Below are 16,931 nucleotides of genomic sequence, written 5' to 3' on the forward strand. Positions count from 1 at the left end.
CTATAATCGATTTTCGATCTGTGTAGTTGCACCTGAAAGATTCCGCCCGTGCCCCGACCTTCGCCCCAGCCGCTGGAAAAGCCGCTTGGCTGCACCTGCTTCAAGCTGCGCAAGCTCACGCGCGCCATGTCGCGCCTGTACGACCAGCACCTGGCGCAGGCGGGCCTCAAGACCACCCAGTACAGCGTCCTGGTCAACGCCGCCCGCGCCGCCTTGCCGGTGGCCGACATGGCCGATCTGCTGGGACTGGACCGCACCACGCTCACGCGCAACCTGAAGCCGCTCATCGAGTCCGGCTGGGTGGTGTTAAAAAGTGGCAGCGACAGCCGCCAGCGCATTGTCACCATCACCGCCGCCGGCCGCAGGAAGGTGGAGCAGGCTTACGTGGCATGGCGCGCGGCCCAGACGGCCTTTGAACAGCTCATGGGCCGCGAAGCCGTGCGCAGCCTGCACCGGCAGCTTGATACCACCATGCTTCATCTCACCCCCTTGCTCAAGGAAGCCAGCGATGCATAAGCCCGCCCAGGATGCAGTCATGACGCCGCGCGCAGCCTGGTTGTTGATCCTGGCGGCAGCGGCCATCCTCATGATCACCATGGGCGCGCGCCTGACCACGGGCCTGTTCATGTCGCCCATTAACACCGCGACAGGCCTGGGCATTGCTTCCATCAGTTTTGCGATGGCGATCGGACAGTTCGTCTGGGGCGCGGCGCAGCCGGTGTTTGGCGCCGTGGCCGACAAGTGGGGTTCGTCGCGCGTGATCATCGTGGGCGCCTTGCTGCTGGCGGGGGGCACCGCACTGACGCCCTTTGTCGACTCGCAATGGGGCCTGATCCTGTGCATGGGGATCTTGTCGGCGGCCGGCGCCGGTGCCGGCAGCTTTTCGATCCTGATCGGCGCCACCGCCCAGCGCCTGCCGCCCGAGCGGCGCCCGTTTGCGGCCGGCTTCATCAACGCCGGCGGCTCGTTTGGCCAGTTCGTGTTCGCACCCGTCATGCAAGCCATTATCAGCAGTGCCGGCTGGGTCATGGCCATGCTGACCATGGCCGCCACCACGCTGCTCACCATCCCGCTCGCGTGGCCGCTGCGGCGCGGGGCAGGGGTGGCCAAGACCGATGCGCCCAAGCCCGCCCCGGCGCCCGGCATCGGCCTGGGGGCGCAGATCCGCATTGCCCTGCGCGACCGCAACTACCTGCTGCTGCATGCCGGCTTTTTCACCTGCGGCTTTCACATCGCCTTCCTGGTCACCCACCTGCCCGGTGAAGTCGCCCTGTGCAATCTGTCGCCGGAAGTGTCGGCCACCGCGCTGGCCCTGATCGGCCTATTCAATATCGCAGGCAGTTTGAGCGCCGGTGCCCTGTCCACGCGCTACCGCATGAAGTCCCTGCTGGCCCTCATGTACGCCAGCCGCGCCGTCATGATCGCCCTCTACCTGGTGGCGCCCAAGACCGCCATGACCTTCTATGTGTTTGCCGCCGCCCTGGGCTTTACCTGGCTGGCCACGGTGCCGCCCACCGCGGGCCTGATCGGCAAGCTCTTTGGCGTGCGCTACCTCTCCACCCTGTTCGGCCTGACGCTGCTGTCGCACCAGACGGGCGGCTTCTTCGGCGCCTGGCTGGGCGGCCTGTCGTTTGTCACCTACGGCGACTACACCTGGATGTGGTATGCCGACATTGTGCTGGCCCTGGCGGCAGCGCTGCTCAACCTGCCCATCCGCGAGGCGCACGTGGTTCGCGCGCCAGCCGTGGCGGGAGCCTGACATGGCGCGCGACAGCTACGCTTACCGCGAAGTGGCAGTGCAGTCGGTGGCCGATGCCGCCAGCGGCAGGCTGCGCATCCATCCGATTCCCGGCCAGGCTTTTGCACCCTCGCTGCGGGTGCGGTGCGCCAGCGCCATGCGCGATGCGGCCCGCTTTCCGGCCGGTACCCGCTTTCTGGTGTCGGCCAAGCTGACCGACCGGCTGGGCGGCACGCCCTACCTGTACGTGCACCATGGCGACCCGATCGTGGTGCTCAGCGCTGCCGGGGCCAGGAAGTTTCTCGCGCAATTCCGGCGCGGGCGCATTTGAGGGCTTGCACGGCACGCGCAACACGATCATATGAAAGTTGCTACTATCTTCAGCTGAACGCTTTGTCACCAATACGAAAGGAACGTTATGGCTACGAGAAAGATCGCGGTAATCGTCGGCAGTCTGCGCAAGGAGTCGTGGAACCGCAAGGTCGGCAAGGCACTGATCATGCTGGCGCCACCGACTCTCGAGATGGAGATCGTCGAGATCGGCCAGCTGGCCATGTACAACCAGGATGACGACGACGCACCGCCGGCCACCTACACCGAATTTCGCGAAAAGCTCAAGCAGTACCACGGCGTGCTGTTTTGCACGCCCGAGTACAACCGTTCCATCCCCGCCGTGCTCAAGAATGCGATCGATGTCGGTTCGCGTCCCTACGGCCAGAGCGCATGGAGCGGCAAGCCGTGCGCGGTGATCAGCGCCTCGCCCGGCGCCATCGGTGGCTTCGGCGCCAACCACCACCTGCGCCAGTGCCTGGTGTTCCTCAACATGCCGGCCATGCAGCAGCCGGAAGCTTACCTGGGCAAGATCGACACCTGCTTCGATGGCGACCAGGTGAGCGACGAGAAAACCCGCGCCTTTTTGCAGAAATTCATCGATACCTTTGCCGCCTGGGTCGAGCGCAACGCCGACTAGCTTTCCACCTCGCGCCGTGCCAGCGCCGCGGCCGCGGCGGCAAACAGCAGGGCGCCAACCCCCGCGGCCAGGGCCAGGGCTTGCTGGCGGCTGGCCGCTTCGCTGCCCATGACGGCCATGGTGGCATAGGTCCAGGGGTACCACACCCAGTAGCTCGAACTGCCTACCTGGGTGATGCCCATGGTGGCCACCACGCCCACGGCGAGCGGCGCCGTGAGGTTCTGGAAGCGCCAGCTCACGGCATGCTGGATCACCAGCACCGGCAGGCATCCCAGCGTCGCCTTTCCCAGCGCCGCCAGTACCGGAAAGGCAAAGGCGCCGTCCAGGCTGGCACCGGCCGCGCCCAGTACCAGCATCGACAGCGCCGTGCCGGCACCGAGTACCAGGGTGGCGCCAGCGACGAACAGCCATGCCAAAAGCGCCTTGACCGCGAACAGCTGCAGCTGCGTCACGGGCAAGGTCAGCATCAGGCGCCAGGTATGGTTGCGGTGTTCCTGGCCGTTGAGCAAGCCGGTGACGAGGGCGATATACAGGGGCAGCATGAAGTAGCACCACAGGCCGGCGCTGTTTTGCCACAGCCGCAGCCAGTGCGCGGGGCCCATGGCGGCCAGCGGGTACTGCTTGACCAGCATTAGCACATTGAGCGCCACCACCATCAGGGCGATGGCGAACATCATCAGCAGCGCCAGCGAGCGGCGCACCTTGAGCAATTCCACGGCGAGCAGTTTAAGCAGCATGATGCTTCTCCAGAAACCATTGTTCGAGTGACGGCGTGTGGTAGACCGACTGGTACAGGCGAAAGCCGGCGTGCACCAGCAGCGCGTGGACGCGGTCGGCCTGGTGGCGTGCCACGCCGGTCACGCGGACCTGGCCGCTCACGGTGCGCTCGGCCTGGTAGGCGGCACTTTGCAGCAGCTGTTGGGCGCGCGCGGCATCGCTCACCTCTATCGCCAGGGTCCCGGTCTGTTGCGCCAGCAGATCCTCGATCGGCGCCTGCATGCGGATGCGCCCGCCCTTGAGCAGGGCAATGTGGGTGGCCGACTTCTCGATCTCGTCGAGGTTGTGGCTGGACACAAAGACGGTCACGCCTGCCACCGCCGGCAGCGAGCGCAGCAGGGCGCGGATGTCGCGCATGCCTTCGGGATCGAGGCCATTGGTGGGCTCGTCCAGGATCAGCAGTTTCGGCCCACCGAGCAGGGCGTGGGCAATTGCCAGACGCTGCTTCATGCCCAGCGAATACTTGCCGATCTGGCGCCGCGCGGCCCCGCCCAGGTTGACCAGCTCCAGCACGCGCGTGATCTCGCTGCGCGGCAAGCCCTTGATGGTGCAGCCGATGCGCAGCATTTCGGCGCCGCTCAGGTTCGGATACAGGCTCGGCGCTTCCACCAGGGCGCCGATCTGCTGCAAGATGGCGTGGCTTTCGGTGGCAATGTCCAGGTCGAGTACCCGGATGCTGCCGCGGTCGGCGCGCAGCAGGCCGGTGATGAGCCGGATCAGCGTCGATTTGCCTTCGCCGTTATTGCCCAGAAATCCGAAAATGCTGCAGGCCGGGACCGTCAGGTCCAGGCCGTCCAGGACCTGCAGATCGCCGAACGCCTTGCTCACGCCCTGCATCTCAATCACGTGTTGCGCCATGATGGCCTTCCCGATGTTATCGATTTCGCTATCTTAGCCATGTGCTGACCAGGAATATTGCGCCAAGCGACAGGATGCAGTTTTAGCTGGCCGAACGGTCGGCAAGCAGGCGAGGCGCGGGCGGCATGGGGGCGCGCATGTTGACCTGAGGGATGGAAAAATGACGCGCCGCACCAGAATCGCTGCCAGAGTGAACCGGGGGTATGCATAAAGGATTTTTGTGGCGGCGCACCATCGTCTTGTCGTCTTGAACACGTTTGATATATATCAAATGCGGAACAGCTCACTCACCTAGCCTAGTCACCTGTGCTGAACACTCACCGTCAGAATCAAAAGCAAGAACGGGAGTGGTGTCAAATGCGCAATTCGCTACGGCGGCACTACCGCGATGGCCTCGGGTCCCGGTGTGCCAGTGCCGTAATTCATTCTAAAAACGTTTATACAGAGGTGCTCATGTATCCATTCTCTCAACAAGTTACTCCTGCTGTGCGCACCCATCTGGACGCACAGGTATCGTTTCTGAACGATATGTCCAAATCCCTCTTCCAGTCGTTCCAGCAGCTGTGCGACCTGAACATTCAGCTGACCCAGACCATGCTGGAAGAAGCCACCCAGACCAGCCAGAAGCTGCTGACGGCCGACCGCCAGACCGACGTGATCGGCGCAGCCGCATCGCGTGCCCAGCCAGCAACGGACAAGCTGCGCGCCTACCAGCAGCACATTTCGCGCGTGGCCGCCGACGCCCAGGTGCAGCTGGCCCGTGTGGCCGAGCAGCATGTGCAGGAAACCACCCGCACGGCCCGGGCCCTGGCCGATGAAGTGCAGCGGGTCGCCTCGGAAGAAACCGAGCGCAATATGCGCAGCCAGCAGGAAACCATGCGCAAGTTCACCGATCCATTCATGCAAAATGGTTCGCAGCGCGGCAACGGCAGCGGCGCCAGCATGCAGGGCAGCGCCAGCATGCAAAGTGCCCAGGGCGGCAGCAGCCAGAGCGACACCAGTGGCAGCAGCATGGGCGGTGCCAACGTGGGCAGCAGTGCCTCGAGCAGCGGCAAGAGCGGCGCCAGCACGGGCAAGCCTTCGTAAATAGCTGCGCCTAGCGGCCGGGCCCGTCAACAGTTCGCTGTGGCGGGCTTTTCTGCTTTCCGGCCAGGCGCGCCCTGGGCTGAACGTGCCAGGCCGAACAGGGGGCGCACCGGGGCAAGCCGGCGCACGGCTTCCACCACGCCAAAACTGATGCACAAGGTCAGTACCACCAGTACCAGTGCTTCGGCCGGCGGCGCAATGCCTGCAGGCTTGATCAGGTGGGCAATCGAGACAATCAGGGTTTGATGCACGATATACACGGGGAAGACGGCCTGGGTCAGGTAGCGCCGCCCCGGGTTGTCAAAGTTCAGGTGACGACGGGCAAAACCGCAGGCTGCGACGATGGCGCACCAGGCGCAGCTGGCATACACCCAGCGCATGAGGACACGCCAGGCATGCTGTTGCGGGTCCAGCGTGAGGTTTTCGGGCAGGGAATAATAAATGATCAGCGCCGCCCAGCAGGCCAGGGCAAGGCCGAAGGCTGGCCAGCGCAGTGCTTCGACATGCGGCCAGATGTCCACCTGGCGCGCCATCATGGCGCCGAGCATGAACAGGAAAAAATAGTTGGCATGGTTGAACCAGTCATCGAACAGGCCGTGGGTACTGGGAAACTGCGGTGCCAGCAATACCCGGATGATGCCGACCGCAATGGCTGGCAGGACAATGAGCCGCCAGCCCGCGAGCAGCCTGGCAAGCCTCGCCGCACCCCGATCCAGTCGCGGTCCCAGCCGCGCCGCCAGCAGCGCGAACAGCATCGCATACACCCACAAATAAGGCAGGAACCACAGGTGGTTCCAGGTGGGCAAATCCAGGCAGTCGCCCTCCTTGCAAAAGAGCGCATAGCCGCTGACATACAGCCGCATGAAGTCGCCGTAGCTGCCCTGGTACTGCAGCTTTTCGATCACTTCAAAGTAGGCCTGGGGCGGCACGATGACGAGCATGCCGAACACGAGCGGGAGCAGCAGGCGCCAGCTGCGCTGGCGCGCGAACCGGCCGGCAGGAATTTTCGCCAGCATGCAGGACGAAGCCACGCCGGAGACCAGGAACAGCAGGCTCAGGCGCCAGGGCGAGGAAAGCATCATCAGCGGTTCGATTGCATCGCTGGCAGCCGGGCTTTTCACGTGCCAGTCCCAGCTCACGTAGTACATGCCCACGTGGTAGAGGATCAGCAGGAAGAACGCAATGATGCGTAGCCAGTCGATGAAATACAGGCGTGCTTGTGCGGCGTACATGGCATTTTCCGGTGGTGGTTGACCATGCCAGCGTAATACCGGCTGCCGCGCCGCGCGAGCGCAATGGGGCGAGCCGGGATGCCGGTGGGGCGAACCGGAATGGCGTGCCGTCAGCCTGAGAGCAGCGCCAGCACGGCAGCGCTGTACTGGCGGCTGCACGGGACCCGCGTACCGCTGCGCAGCACCAGCTCGCAGTCACCCTTGTCGCGCGCCTCCACCCTGGCCACCTGCGCCAGCTGCACGGCCGCTCTCCGGTGGCAGCGCACAAAGCGGGGGCCTAGCCTGTCCAGCAAGCCGGCCAGCGTCTGGCGCAGCAGCGGGTGGACCGTTGCCGTATGCAGGATCACGTAATTGTCTGCCGTCTCGATCCACTCCAGGGCGTCGAGGGTGACAATCCGCGTGACGCCGCGCTCGGACACGAGCAGCTGGCGCAGTGACTGGCCAGCGTCGAACGCGGGCGGCGGCCGGCGCAAGGCCAGCCGCTCGCGCACCCGCGAGAGCGATCGCTGCAGGCGCGCCCGGTCATAAGGTTTAAGCAGGTAGTCGATGGCGTTGGCGTCGAACGCCGCTATCGCAAACTGGTCGTAAGCGGTGGCAAACACGATCAGGGGCGCAGGCGCCGGCAGTGATGCGGCCAGCTCGATGCCGCTGATCTCCGGCATCTGGATGTCGAGGAAGGCGACATCGGGCTTGAACGACTCCAGCATCGCCAGCGCCTCCACCGCGTCGGCTGCCTGGGCCAGGGCGCACACGCCATCCTCCTGCTCCAGCAGGCGCTGCAGCTTGTCGCGTGCAGGCTGTTCATCGTCCACGATCAGGATGCGCATGGCACCCTCATCTCGGCACATACCCCGGCCGGCTCGCGCTCGGTGAGGGTGACGGCGGCGGCGTCGCCAAACAGCACCGCCAGGCGCTCCCGCAGGTTGGCCAGGCCAATGCCCGGCGCTGACGCCGGCGCCAGGCGCCCGGCATCGTCAAGCAGGGACACGACCAGCGTGCCGTGCTCGCGCCGGCAGCCGATGCTGATGGTGGTCAGGCCGCGCCGGGTCTCCACCGTGTGCTTGAAGATGTTTTCCAGAAGCGGCTGGATGCTCATCACCGGCACGCTGCAGGTGAGGGCGGCATCGTCAATGTCCCAGCTGATCGCCACCCGCCCGGCATAGCGCTCCTGCATCACGCGCGCGTAGCCCTGCGCCAGGCGCAGCTCCGTGGCCAGCGGCGCGGCATGGACATCGCTCACTTCCAGCGTGGTGCGCAGCACCTCGGCCAGCTGGATCAGGGTGGCGTCGGCGCGCTCGACATCGCTGTGCATGAGCGAGGAAATGGTGTTGAGCGCGTTGAACAGGAAGTGCGGCTGCATCTGCTGCGCCAGCCGCTGCAACTGGGCCTGGCGCAGCAGTGCGTTGGCCCTTTCGACCCGTACTTTTTCTTCCAGCAGGCCGCTGTAGGAGAGCCAGCCGAAGCGCACCAGGCAAAACAGGATAATGAAGACCGTCAGCTTGAGCGACTCGTACAGGAAGGTCTCGCCCCATCCCTCATGCTCATACACCTGGCCGGCCAGGGCGTACACCCCGTGCCGGATGCCGAACGCCAGCGGCACGAAAGCGACCCAGTACAGGGGCAGCCAGCGGGCCTGGCGCGCAAACCAGCGCGCCGGCCGCGCCACCAGGTGTTCGTCGCCGCGCGTGAAGTGGTGCTGCACCAGCAGCAGCAGCGTGACGGCCACGAAGGACGAAGTCTCCCACAACACCGGCTGCCAGTAGGCGGTGCCGTCATCGCGGGCGTAATCCTGGACGGCGACCGCCACCATCAGCATCCAGAACAGCAGCCAGCCCGTGGCCAGGATGGCGGCGGGGCGGCGCACCGGCATGGCTTATTGCTCGCCCTTGCTGTCGTCGGCCACCAGGTCGGCGCGCTCGCGGTCCAGCCGGGGCTTGAGCTTTTCCACGTCGCCCATGAACTCATCGACACTGTGATTGGGACTGATGCGCATGTCCGGCGGCAGGATCACCGACATATAGTGGCTGTCGGCCACGCTGCCGGTACGCTGTTCGTTGCTGATCATGACCAGGCCGGAAATGAACAGCGCCAGCACCAGGCAGGTCGCGCCGAATCGCCGCTCATTGTGCGGCTTGACGGTGTTGAGGTGGTAGTACATCATGCCCGCGGCGATCAGGATCAGCACGTGGGAGCTGTAGCGGGTCAGCGCATCGAGCGAATAGCCAAAGGCCAGCACGCTCGAACCTGCCTTGAAGGCGGCCAGCACGGCCAGTGCGGAGCCCAGGATGAACAGGTGGCGTCCCAGGCGCGCGTAGCGGCCGAACAGGCGGTTGGCCAGTGCCCATGCGCCGCCCCACACCAGCGCGCCGCCGGTGGCGTAGGCCAGCACCTGCAGGTAGCGCACCAGCTGAAACGGCTGGGTATCAATCAGCCACTGGTTGGCCAGCGCGATCAGCCAGACCAGCACGATGCCGATCAGGCCCGGTACCAGTCCTTCCCAGCCGTGACGGGTGCGGTCCAGCAGTTCCGGCTCCACGTGGTAGTCGGCAGCGCGCACCCGCAGGCTGGTGTGGCCGAGGCGGAACACGGTGTCGCCATTCATGTCGAGCGTCGCATGGCGCCGGCCGCGGCAGATCACGCCGTTCATGGTGTCGAGGTCGCGCAGCACCATGCCGCCGTCCGGGCCGGCTTCGATGATGGCGTGGCGCGCAGCGGCGTACGGGTCGTCGAGGATGAAGTCATTCTCGTAGCCGCGGCCGAGGCGGATCGGCAGCTCGAGAACGCGGTGCCGGTGCAGCACTTCGCCGTTCAGTGCCAGTGTTTCAATGAAGTAGGGCGGCTTCACTTGCGGCCCCCGCGTCCCAGCGCCTCCAGAAAGGCGCGCGTGGTGCGCACCCCGTTTTCAAACGAGACACCGGCGACATCAAGCCGGCTTTGCAGGCTGGCGCGGGCGTCGTCCGTGCTGGCGGTCAGCAGCGTGAAGTTGTACAGGCCCGCGAACTTGCGGTAGGCGCGTACGCAGGTGACGGCGCGCAGCGGCAGCGTTTTGGTCTTGACGAATTTTTCGGTGCACATGGGCGCCGTCAGGCGCGCGTCGCGGCTGTTGCCAAGGCTGGCGTTGAACTGCTTGCTGGCCAGGACCGAAAAGCGCAGCGGGTCCAGGCTGGCCGAGCGCACGTACTGGTGGGTCATGGACAGGTAGCCGGTCTGCTGCGACTCGGAGACAAAAATCGCGGACTGCATGGCGCAGGCCGTGATATCGGCGGTAAACGTGGCCACGCCCTTGACGTTGGAGCGCCCCCAGCACCGCACCTGGTCCGATTCGCGCACCGGCACCACGTAGGGCCCCATGCTTTTCAGGTCCAGCGGCGTCTCGAGCAGGCGGTTGATCATGGCGCGCTGGTGGGCCAGCAACTGCTCGCCAATGATGGCATTGAAGTCGGACGGCGGATCTTTTTGACCGGCCACCTCGGCCAGCAAGTCTTGCGCATAGCGGATGGGGACCAGGAAGCTGACCGATTCGCCATCGCGCCGCTTCGATACATTGACGCCGGCCACGGCGCCGTCAATGGTCACACTGGGGCCGCCGCTCATGCCGGAATTGATCGGCCCGGTGAACATGAGCTGGTCATAAAAGCTGCGCGAGACGACGCCGTTGTACGAGCCTTCCGAGATGGCGAAGCCCAGGTCCAGCGGATTGCCCAGCGAGTACAGGTATTGGCCCTGGGTCAGCTTGGGCAGTTTTTCCGGGATATTGAAAAAACCGGTGCCGCTGCGGTTCACGCGCACCACGGCCAGGTCATGCAGCACATCGACCGCCATCAGTTCCACCGGGCCGCTCTTGCCGTCGGTGTCGACAAATTCTCCCACGTAGACGTCAGGCTCGATCGCCATCTGCGACACCACATGGTAGTTGGTCAGCACCAGGTTGCTGGTGCCGACCAGGAAGCCCGAGCCAACCGACGACTGGGTGCGTCCATTACGCAGCAACATGCGAATCTGCAGCAGGTCGCCCTTGGCGGCGGAGTAGACTTGCTGGGCGGCGGACGAGGGGGGCGGCAGGGCCGTATTCTGTTCCACTTCGGTGGCGCTCCCGGGCGGCACCTCGGCAGGGGGCGAACCGGGCGGGACCACCTCGGGCGGCACTTGCGGCGGCACGACGGCAGGCACGGCGGGAGCGGCGGGAGCGGCGGGAGCAGCGGGAGCAGGCGCGGCGCGCCCTTTGGCAGGGGGCGTCTTGCCGGCGGCGGCTTGCGCCAGGGCGCCGCCAGAGCAGCCCACGCAGCATACAAGTACGGCGATCTGAATGAATCTCATGCAATCCTTTGGCAAATGCGCTCTTCTTGCCTCCAGCTTACCGTATTTGACCGTTTTAGAGCTCGCCGTCCTGTGCGACGGCGGCATTCTCCTGCGTCATCAGGTGGCCGAGGCGCGCGGCCTTGGTGTCGAGGTAGCCCGTATTGAAGGCGTTGCGGTTCACCAGCAGGGGCACGCGGGCACTGACGGCAACGCCCAGCTTTTGCATGGCATCGATCTTGCGGGGATTGTTGGTCATCAGGCGCAGTGAACGAATGCCGAACTGGTCGAGCATGGGTTTGCACAATTCGTAGTTGCGCGCATCGGCATGAAAGCCCAGTGCCAGGTTCGCGTCCACCGTATCGGCCCCCGCTTCCTGCAGGCGATAGGCGCGGATCTTGTTGACCAGGCCAATGCCGCGTCCTTCCTGGCGCAGGTAGAGCAGGATCCCGCGTCCTTCATCGGCAATTTTCTTGAGCGCCCCTTCGAGCTGGGCGCCGCAGTCGCAGCGCTGGGAAAACAGCACGTCGCCGGTCAGGCATTCCGAATGCACGCGCGCCAGCACCGGTTCGCCATCGCTGATATCGCCCAGCGTCATGGCCAGGTGCTCCTTGCCGCTGGATTTTTCCACGAACGCGTGCAGCGTGAATTGCGCCCACGGTGTGGGAAGCAGGCACGAGGTGGTGTATTCCAAGAGGGGCTGGTCTGGTGCGGACGGCATGGGGTGTTCTCGAAAGCTATTGCTGTACCCGCAAGTGTAACGGAAAACCCGGTCCCCCGTTGGGGCCCGGGCTCTAAATCAGCGCCGCGCCGGCTCAGTAAGGCAGGTCGAATACGAGCACTTCCGCCTCTTGCGCCTGTTCCAGAACCACGCTCGGTTCCCCACGCAGCTTGAGCGCATCGCCATCCTTGAGCGGGGTGCCGTTGACGGTGACGGCGCCGCGCACCACATGGACGTAGCCGGTGCGGCCACTGGCCAGCGCATGTTCGGCCCGCTCGTCGCCGCGCAGGATGGTGGCGTACACGGCCGCGTCCTGGTGGATGGTGACCGAGCCGTCGCGGCCATCGGGCGAGGCGATCAGGCGCAGCTGGCCCTGCTTGGTCTCCGGCGCAAAGTGCTTTTCTTCATAGCTCGGTGGAATCGACTTCACGTTCGGCTCGATCCAGATCTGCAGGAAATGCACGGGCGCCGTTTGCGAGCCGTTGAACTCGCTGTGGCGCACACCGGCGCCGGCGCTCATGCGCTGCACGTCGCCGTAGTGGAGCACCGATCCCGTGCCCAGGCTGTCCTTGTGTTCCAGCGCACCGTCGAGGACATAGGAAATGATTTCCATGTCGCGGTGGCCATGGGTGCCGAAGCCGCCGCCCGGGGCCACCCGGTCTTCGTTAATGACCAGCAGGGGGCCGAACCCGGTGTGGGCCGGATCGCGGTAGTCGGCAAAGGAAAAACTGTGCTGCGATTGCAGCCAGCCATGGTTGGCGGCGCCCCGGTCTTCGCTTTTTCTGATCTCGAGCATGTTATGTCTCCCTGTGTGCAATAATTTCGATGAAGTTGTGTTGCAGTGGTTCCCAGTATATGCCCCCTGCTCGATGTTGGAAAACGAGTAATTTTGTCTTGCATGATCGAAAAAATCGAATGTTAAAGCTCAGCCTGGATGCCGTCCATATCATCGATGCCATCGACCGCCGCGGTTCCTTTGCCAGGGCTGCCCTCGAGCTGCACCGGGTACCCTCGACCATTTCCTATACGGTGGCCAAGCTGGAGGAGGATCTGGGCGTGCAGGTATTCGAGCGCAATGGTCCGCGCGTCACCCTCACCGCTGCCGGGCGCGAACTGCTGCGCGAAGGCCGTGTCTTGCTGCGCGCCGCGCTCGAACTTGAGCAGCGTGTGCAGCGGGTCGCCTCCGGCTGGGAAACGGAGCTGGCCATCGGCATGGATTCCATGTTTTCGGCACGCGCGCTGGGCGCCGACATGCAAGCCTTTTACGGGCTGGCCCGCCACACGCGCCTGCGGGTGGTGCAGGAAACCCTGTCCGGACCGTGGGAAGCGCTGCTCGAACGGCGGGTCGACCTGCTGGTGGGCGTGGCGGGGGAAGGCCCGGCCGGTGGCGGCTATGTGGCGCGCTCCATCGGCGAGATGCCTTTCGTGTTTGCCGTCGCCCCCGGCCATGAGCTGGCGCAGGCACCGGAGCCGCTCGGGCGCGCTGCGCTGCAACAGCATCGCGCCGTGGTGGTGGCCGACTCCGCGCGGCGCATGGCGGCGCGTACTGTCGGCTTGCAGTATGGCCAGGATGCCCTCACCGTTCCCACCATGCAGGCCAAGTTCGATTTGCAGATCGCCGGGCTGGGCTTTGGCTTTTTGCCCGAGCCGTGCGCGCGCCGGGCCATCGACCAGGGGTTGTTGATTGAGAAGCAAGTCGAGGAAGCACGGGCGCCGGAGATCTTCTACATGGCCTGGCGCACGGGGGAAGAGGGCGCGGCCCTCAAATGGTGGCGCGAGCGCCTGCTGCAGGAAACGCTGTTCGCGCGCCTGTGCCGCCACCTGCCCCAAGCGGACATGCCGGACCGACAAGGAAAGAACTGATACCAGTGCGCTCACCTGCGGCCCGACACCGTGCGGACCGACACCATGCGGAACCGGCACCGTGCGGAACTGACATCATGCGGAACTGAAACCCATGGCGGACTAACAACATCTGCACACCGCACCCGCGCGCGTTTGGATAAGTTGGCTTTTACCAATATTTTAGAGGTAACATAAGCACATGGGACTTTACCGCTAATACATGATGACCACTTCGAGCGCAGTTCCACTTCTTTTGTTCCGCGTGCTCGCCAACGAGCGGGGCGCACCGGCAGGCCTGCTCATCGAACCCGGCCCTGGCGATCCCGCCCACGTGCTGCCTTGCCTTGGCGGCCAATCCTTCGCCGGCCTGGCCGGCAAGCTGGGGCGCTATTATCGTCCAGGCCTGGACCCGCTCCTGGCCGGCGCCCTCGATGCGGCCGGGTGGCAGGCACTGGCCGCGGACGCGCTGCTGCGCGCCGACGCTCCGCTCGACGCCCAGCCCCTGCCAAAAGGCGAGCTCCTGATCGACGGTGAGTGGTACATGGCGCCGCCGCCCAAACTGTCAGGCGCCCAGGCCGCATCGCGCGCCTTGTCGCTGCAGCTGGCCCAATTGGTCGCGGCCGATGCGCCCACCAGCGACATCGAAGCGCTGCTGCGCAAGGACCCGACCCTGTCCTACCACTTGCTGCGGCTGGTCAATTCGCTCGGCATGGGCGTGGGCCGGCGCATTACCAGTTTTTCCCAGGCCATCCTCATCCTGGGCCGCCAGCAGCTGCGGCGCTGGGTCAATCTGATGCTGTTTGCTGCCCGCCAGGGCGACCTGCGCTCGGGCATGCTGCTTGCGCGCGTGGCCGTGCGCGCTCGCCTGCTCGAGCAGCTCGCGCGTGCGCACGGTCAGGACAAGCAGGGCCAGGACCAGGCTTTCATCACCGGCATGTTCTCGCTGCTCGGTGTCCTGTTTGGCATGCCGCTGCCGGAAGTGCTCGCGCCCCTGTCCATGAGCGAGACGGTCCACGACGCGCTGATCGGGAACCAGGGTGCGCTGGGCACCATGCTGCAGCTGTGCGCCGCATATGAACAGGGCGACGCCGCCGTCGTGAGCGCCTGCCTGGCGGCGCTGCAGATCGATGCCGCGCAATTCAATGAGGCCGCCGTCCAGGCAACCCAGTGGATGCTGTCGGCAATCGATGGTGCCGGGGCGCCAGCCCATGGCTGAATCGGCGCTCGAGCGGGGTTTGCTGCTGGCGCGGGCGGCGCGCGCGCTGGAAGGCGAAGCGCTGGCCAGCGCGCTCGAACGCCTCGAGGCCGCGCTCCACGAAGCGCAGGCACAGCCGGCGCCGGCGCCGGCGTCTGCCCTGCGCCAGCACGCCGACACCTTCGAGCATGCATCCGGCCCCGTCATCGTGCTTGACCTGGCAGGCTATCTCACCGGCTGGAACAAGGGCGCCGAGGCCATGTTCGGCTACAGCGCGCAGGAAGCGGTCGGCCAGCACATCCTGTTTTTGTACACCGATGAAGGCGAAGACTGCGGCGTGGAAGAACTGTTCCTTGATGCCGGAGCCGACGTGATCGAGGTGCAGCGCCGCAAGAAGAACGGCCAGTCGATCTGGGTGCGCATGTCGCTGTCGATCATCCACGATCAGGGCGGGGAGGCGGCCGGCATGCTGGTCCAGCTCACCCCTGCGGTGGACCACCTGACGGAGGCGGAAAAGACGTTTCTGCACGCGCGCATCATCGAAGACAGCGACCAGGGCGTGCTCATTACCGACTCGCGCGAGCGCATCGTCTCGGTCAACAGCGCCTTTACCCGCATCACCGGCTATTCGCCCCTCGAAGCCATCGGCCAGACTCCGGACCTGCTGCGCGCCAGCATGCACGACGCCACCTTCCGCACCAAGCTGCGCGCGGCCATGACCGGCGACGGCTCCTGGCGCGGGGAAATCATCGGCAAGCGCAAGAACGGGGAATTGTTCCCGCAGTCGGTCACCATCAGCGTGGTGCGCGACGACGCAGGCGCCATCACCCATACGTTTTCGCTGTTCTCCGACATCAGCGTGCACAAGGATGCCGAGGCGCGCATGCAGCGCATGGCCAACTACGACAGCCTCACAGGTCTGCCCAACCGCGTGCTGTTTTCCAGCCTGCTCGGCGACGTGCTGGTGCAGGCGCGCGGCGGCAGCCAGTTTGGCGGCGTGATGGTGGTGGAAGTGGCCCGCATCGGGACCATCAGCGATACGCTCGGCCATGACATTGCCAATGAACTGATCTGCGAGATCGGGCGCCGCTTTCGCCAGGCCCTGCGCGGCGACGACATCCTGGCGCGCCTGGAAGCGAACAAGCTGGCCATCGCCATTGGGCGCATTGAAAAGCGCGAGCATGTGGCCAAGGTGGCGCAAAAGCTGCTCGCTACGCTGGCCGCGCCCATGACCATTGGCGGACACACCCTGCAGGCCGGTGCCCGCATCGGCATTGCCACCTGGCCCGATGACGGCATGGATTGCGCCTCACTGGTGCGCCTGGCCGACGTGGCCATGGCGCGCTGCAGCGATGCCGAGGATTGCCGCTTCCTGTTCTATCACGCCGAGATGGACCAGCGCGCCAAGGACCACATGCGGATGGAGGGCGAGCTGCGCGCCGCGCTGGCGGGCGGTCAGCTGGAACTGCACTACCAGCCCAAGCTGAGCCTGCGCAGCGGGCGCATCGTCGGCGCCGAAGCGCTGCTGCGCTGGCGCCATCCCGAGCGCGGCATGGTGTCGCCCTGCGTGTTCATTCCCCTGGCCGAGGAAAGTGGCCTGATCCTCGATATCGGCAGCTGGGTGCTGGACGACGCCTGCCGCCAGATCCGCCAGTGGCGCGACCAGGGTCTGGACATGCCGCCGGTGGCCGTCAATCTGTCGGCGCGCCAGTTCGATGCCCACCTGCCGGCGCGGGTGCAGGCGGTGCTGCGCAAGCATGGCGTCCAGCCCGGCCAGCTGATGCTGGAAATTACCGAGAGCCTGCTGGTGCAGGGCGCCGACGCCGTGGTCTCGATCATGAACGAACTGGTGGCCATGGGCATGGGGCTGGCGCTCGATGACTTCGGTACTGGCTACTCCAGCCTGGCCTACCTCAAGCGCTTTCCCATCAGTACGCTCAAGATCGACCGCAGCTTCGTGGTGGGCTTGCCGCATGAAGCCAACGACTGCGCCATTGCGCGCGCGATCGTCACCATGGCCCAGCAATTGCGCCAGGAAATCGTGGCCGAGGGCGTGGAAACGGCGGACCAGATGGCTTTCCTGCGCGACCTGGGCTGCGACCAGCTCCAGGGCTACCTGTTCAGCCCGGCTGTTACTGCTATCGAATTTGCCCGCATGAAGCACGACGGCCGGCAGCTCGATATCGCCCGCTAGGACTGCCCCGCAGGGGCGC

At 65.4% G+C, this 16,931-nt stretch carries 17 protein-coding genes; 8 read left to right on the forward strand and 9 right to left on the reverse strand.

The window, feature by feature from the left end:
* Positions 1–48: 48 nt before the first annotated feature.
* The 4 genes from KY495_RS16855 (at position 49) to KY495_RS16870 (ending at position 2,708) form a co-directional block, all read left to right on the forward strand.
* Positions 49–516, forward strand: a complete 468-nt coding sequence (locus tag KY495_RS16855) for a MarR family winged helix-turn-helix transcriptional regulator (RefSeq protein WP_229518338.1) — start codon at positions 49–51, stop codon at positions 514–516.
* A complete protein-coding gene (locus KY495_RS16860) occupies positions 509–1,759 on the forward strand; it encodes an MFS transporter (RefSeq protein ID WP_229518339.1) in 1,251 nt (416 codons plus the stop codon). The genes KY495_RS16855 and KY495_RS16860 overlap by 8 nt, the downstream gene beginning before the upstream one ends.
* A gap of 1 nt (position 1,760) precedes the next feature.
* Positions 1,761–2,069: a hypothetical protein gene (locus tag KY495_RS16865; RefSeq protein ID WP_219880530.1), complete on the forward strand. Its 309-nt coding sequence runs from the start codon at positions 1,761–1,763 to the stop codon at positions 2,067–2,069.
* Positions 2,070–2,156: 87 nt separating this feature from the next.
* Positions 2,157–2,708 carry an NADPH-dependent FMN reductase gene (locus tag KY495_RS16870; protein ID WP_219880531.1) on the forward strand — a complete coding sequence of 184 codons (552 nt, stop codon included), beginning with the start codon at positions 2,157–2,159 and terminating at the stop codon, positions 2,706–2,708.
* Here KY495_RS16870 and KY495_RS16875 read toward each other — a convergent pair.
* Both KY495_RS16875 and KY495_RS16880 read right to left on the reverse strand, forming a co-directional pair.
* Entirely contained in the window at positions 2,705–3,445 is a 741-nt protein-coding gene (locus KY495_RS16875) for an ABC transporter permease (RefSeq protein ID WP_219880532.1), read from the reverse strand. The two genes, KY495_RS16870 and KY495_RS16875, sit on opposite strands and share 4 nt — an antisense overlap.
* Positions 3,435–4,343, reverse strand: a complete 909-nt coding sequence (locus KY495_RS16880; protein WP_219880533.1) for an ABC transporter ATP-binding protein — start codon at positions 4,341–4,343, stop codon at positions 3,435–3,437. Before KY495_RS16880 ends, KY495_RS16875 begins: the two co-directional genes overlap by 11 nt.
* Before the next feature lie 453 nt (positions 4,344–4,796).
* Between KY495_RS16880 and KY495_RS16885 the strand changes: the two genes are divergently transcribed.
* Positions 4,797–5,429: a phasin family protein gene (locus tag KY495_RS16885; protein WP_219880534.1), complete on the forward strand. Its 633-nt coding sequence runs from the start codon at positions 4,797–4,799 to the stop codon at positions 5,427–5,429.
* A 26-nt stretch (positions 5,430–5,455) separates the two neighbouring features.
* Here the strand turns inward: KY495_RS16885 and KY495_RS16890 are convergent, their stop codons facing one another.
* The 7 genes from KY495_RS16890 to KY495_RS16920 all read right to left on the reverse strand — a co-directional run bounded on the left by KY495_RS16890 (position 5,456) and on the right by KY495_RS16920 (position 12,474).
* On the reverse strand, positions 5,456–6,661 hold the full coding sequence (locus tag KY495_RS16890) for an acyltransferase family protein (protein ID WP_219880535.1): 1,206 nt from the start codon (positions 6,659–6,661) through the stop codon (positions 5,456–5,458).
* 110 nt (positions 6,662–6,771) lie between these two features.
* Positions 6,772–7,488 carry a LytTR family DNA-binding domain-containing protein gene (locus KY495_RS16895; RefSeq protein ID WP_219880536.1) on the reverse strand — a complete coding sequence of 239 codons (717 nt, stop codon included), beginning with the start codon at positions 7,486–7,488 and terminating at the stop codon, positions 6,772–6,774.
* Positions 7,476–8,531, reverse strand: a complete 1,056-nt coding sequence (locus tag KY495_RS16900) for a sensor histidine kinase (RefSeq protein WP_219880537.1) — start codon at positions 8,529–8,531, stop codon at positions 7,476–7,478. The genes KY495_RS16895 and KY495_RS16900 overlap by 13 nt, the downstream gene beginning before the upstream one ends.
* A gap of 3 nt (positions 8,532–8,534) precedes the next feature.
* Positions 8,535–9,506: an FHA domain-containing protein gene (locus KY495_RS16905; RefSeq protein ID WP_219880538.1), complete on the reverse strand. Its 972-nt coding sequence runs from the start codon at positions 9,504–9,506 to the stop codon at positions 8,535–8,537.
* Complete coding sequence (locus KY495_RS16910; RefSeq protein ID WP_219880539.1) at positions 9,503–10,978, reverse strand: S1C family serine protease; 1,476 nt, start codon at positions 10,976–10,978, stop codon at positions 9,503–9,505. Before KY495_RS16910 ends, KY495_RS16905 begins: the two co-directional genes overlap by 4 nt.
* Before the next feature lie 55 nt (positions 10,979–11,033).
* Positions 11,034–11,678 (reverse strand): GTP cyclohydrolase II, encoded by a 645-nt coding sequence (gene ribA, locus KY495_RS16915; RefSeq protein WP_219880540.1) that lies wholly within the window; start codon positions 11,676–11,678, stop codon positions 11,034–11,036.
* A gap of 94 nt (positions 11,679–11,772) precedes the next feature.
* Positions 11,773–12,474: a pirin family protein gene (locus KY495_RS16920; RefSeq protein WP_219880541.1), complete on the reverse strand. Its 702-nt coding sequence runs from the start codon at positions 12,472–12,474 to the stop codon at positions 11,773–11,775.
* Positions 12,475–12,593: 119 nt separating this feature from the next.
* Here KY495_RS16920 and KY495_RS16925 point away from each other — a divergent pair, with 119 nt between their 5' ends.
* From KY495_RS16925 to KY495_RS16935, 3 genes are all read left to right on the forward strand, one after another.
* Positions 12,594–13,541 (forward strand): LysR family transcriptional regulator, encoded by a 948-nt coding sequence (locus KY495_RS16925; protein ID WP_219880542.1) that lies wholly within the window; start codon positions 12,594–12,596, stop codon positions 13,539–13,541.
* A 202-nt stretch (positions 13,542–13,743) separates the two neighbouring features.
* Positions 13,744–14,739 carry an EAL and HDOD domain-containing protein gene (locus tag KY495_RS16930; protein WP_219880543.1) on the forward strand — a complete coding sequence of 332 codons (996 nt, stop codon included), beginning with the start codon at positions 13,744–13,746 and terminating at the stop codon, positions 14,737–14,739.
* Entirely contained in the window at positions 14,732–16,912 is a 2,181-nt protein-coding gene (locus KY495_RS16935) for a bifunctional diguanylate cyclase/phosphodiesterase (RefSeq protein WP_219880544.1), read from the forward strand. The genes KY495_RS16930 and KY495_RS16935 overlap by 8 nt, the downstream gene beginning before the upstream one ends.
* The last annotated feature ends 19 nt before the right edge of the window (positions 16,913–16,931 follow it).

Origin of the sequence: Massilia sp. PAMC28688, assembly GCF_019443445.1 — a bacterium.
In the GTDB taxonomy this organism is placed as follows: Bacteria; Pseudomonadota; Gammaproteobacteria; order Burkholderiales; family Burkholderiaceae_D; genus Telluria_A.